Source organism: Mariniflexile maritimum, from assembly GCF_009746565.1.
GTDB classification, from domain to species: Bacteria; Bacteroidota; Bacteroidia; order Flavobacteriales; family Flavobacteriaceae; genus Mariniflexile; species Mariniflexile maritimum.
The window spans coordinates 1-2083 of the sequence record NZ_WRPN01000030.1; the positions used below are offsets into that span (position 1 = coordinate 1).

Below are 2083 nucleotides of genomic sequence, written 5' to 3' on the forward strand. Positions count from 1 at the left end.
TGCCATTCAGATAGCGATTTTGTTTTACAAGTACATGCAAATGATTTTAAAGAAATTAAAATTCCAAATATCAGTAAAATTGTCTTTGGTAGTTTCATTTTTTTTCAGCTTGCAGGTAACGGTTTGCAGCTACCCGAAGGTGGCGATCTCGAAGCACTTCACTGTCAACCAAGCAGAAACTTTGATAGAAGCACAAAGCTTGATTTAACCACTGAACCGCCACTTTTGGGTAGGTGCTGTTAGCACACGTTTTCATTATTCCGTCTTGTTAATTAATTGTGATTTTGCTAAAATTCGATGTGTTGTCCCGGAATTTTCAAATTCACAAACAACATCAACTTCAACGTTTGGTCCCCATTTTGGACCGTCTCTAACAACACCTTCTAAAATAAAATCAATGCTATTTCTTATCTCGCTGTATTCTGCCGTCCAAATTTCATTTCCTTTAATAACATATTGCTTTTTTAAAACAATTGAGGTTAAAATAGGAATACTGTCAACTTCTGTTAATTTATTTACGCACATCATCTTGCTTCCATTTTCTTCTGCAATTGGCATAAAATCTCTCCATAAATAAGTCGTTAAGACTAAATTGTTGTTACCTATTGATATGTTCTCTGGACTTTCCCTTAATTCTTGTGCGAACTCGGGGTCATTTTTTATTTTTCCTTCAATTTTCTCTTTTTCACAAGAACTTAGTCCTAAAACTATTATCAAGATTATAAAGGTTATTTTTTTCATTATGTTGTTTTTTAAATGTGTGCTAACGTTAATGTGTATGGAAAGTAAGGGCGTAGTATAAACTCCCATTCAGATTGACGGAAAACGAGCAAACAAAAAATAATTTTAATCATAGCACCAAGCCCTTATTTTTTATACACGGTGTTGCAAATCCGTTTTTTAATTTTAATGGGTGCATTCACAGAAAAGCAAAAACAACTGCTGGACGAAACGTTTGAAAAATGGGGAGCTTTAAAGTCAGTCATAAATAAGTATCCAAAAGGATATAAATTTAGATATGACAAAAAGAAAAAGGAATATGTTATGACTATAAACCTTGACCATACAGTACTTCTTTTGGAAGATTAAGCCCAAGTGTTTCTGCAACGAATTTTATTGAAATCTCTGTGTTGTCAGACATATTCACAAAATATGCTGTACAGTTTAAAAATAGTTTTCCGTTGTTTGCTTTTTCAGTTCTAAAACCATCTATTCGCACAGCATAATCCAAGTCAAATAATTGACCTATTACTTTGTCCGAATAATAGTTTTTTAAAATCGTTACTTCTTGTTCTGTGTATGTTTCTGTTTTTATCATTATTAACGGTTTTGTTTGTCAGTCGCACTTAACAGTCGCGCTTGAGTAAGGCAGTATGGAGTTATGAAGTTTTTTATCAAATACACTATTCAGAACTGGACTGATGTAAGGAACTATCCTTTTTTTGGTCTGAAATTTCAATACGCACTTCCTTTATTGATTTTTTATTTTCTAATATATCTTGTTTTATTTTGTTCAATTCTTCTTCGTTTGATTGGGATTTTATAAAAGCATCGTACAAGCCATATATACCGCCAAACGTACCAAGAATGAACGCAATCCAAAAAGTCCAATATCTATATTTAGAAAAGAAATAGTCGTATCTGTCTTTTTTTTCTTTTTTAATTAGTTTTTCTTTTTCTCCGTTTATGTATTTTTTTACGCATTCGTACTTTTTAAGTTTTCTGCCTAAATTTGTTATTTCATATTTTTTACCGCCTATTTCGTTTAATATTCCGTAACCAAGTAATATACTTACGTTTTTAATAAATGATTTTCTTTCTTCGTTTGTTTTATAATTAGTTCTTAATTGGTAATATTCACTATTAATGGATTCGCTTAAAATTATATCAACTTGTTTTTCATCCATTATACTTTCATCTTTATTCATTCTCGTACCCTCTCTCTTTAAATGGTTTGCAACGGTCTCGGCTCGTATGTTTACGGCAGGGTCGTTAATTGAATTTAAAAATAGTAAATTTCTGATTAATAATGCAAGTAAAAATAGAAGGGATAGAGAGGTCTCGGCTAGATACACAGGTTTAT

At 31.6% G+C, this 2083-nt stretch carries 4 protein-coding genes; 1 reads left to right on the forward strand and 3 read right to left on the reverse strand.

Annotated features, from left to right (window positions below; translation table 11 throughout):
• Positions 1-243, forward strand: a 243-nt coding sequence (locus GQO80_RS15820) for a hypothetical protein (protein ID WP_198037815.1), incomplete at its 5' end; no start/stop codon positions are given.
• A gap of 12 nt (positions 244-255) precedes the next feature.
• Here GQO80_RS15820 and GQO80_RS15640 read toward each other — a convergent pair.
• The 3 genes from GQO80_RS15640 to GQO80_RS15650 form a co-directional block, all read right to left on the reverse strand.
• The gene (locus GQO80_RS15640) at positions 256-741 is read right to left on the reverse strand and encodes a hypothetical protein (RefSeq protein ID WP_157209294.1); all 486 of its coding nucleotides are present in this window, start codon (positions 739-741) and stop codon (positions 256-258) included.
• A 307-nt stretch (positions 742-1048) separates the two neighbouring features.
• Positions 1049-1318: a hypothetical protein gene (locus tag GQO80_RS15645; protein ID WP_157209295.1), complete on the reverse strand. Its 270-nt coding sequence runs from the start codon at positions 1316-1318 to the stop codon at positions 1049-1051.
• Between the two features lie 85 nt (positions 1319-1403).
• Positions 1404-2083, reverse strand: a 680-nt coding sequence (locus GQO80_RS15650; RefSeq protein ID WP_232333210.1) for a hypothetical protein, incomplete at its 5' end; no start/stop codon positions are given.

Coding starts and splice junctions, on each gene's coding strand:
- GQO80_RS15640 (WP_157209294.1), bottom strand. CDS start 741: ATGAAAAAAATAACCTTTATAATCTTGATAATAGTTTTAGGACTAAGT.
- GQO80_RS15645 (WP_157209295.1), bottom strand. CDS start 1,318: ATGATAAAAACAGAAACATACACAGAACAAGAAGTAACGATTTTAAAA.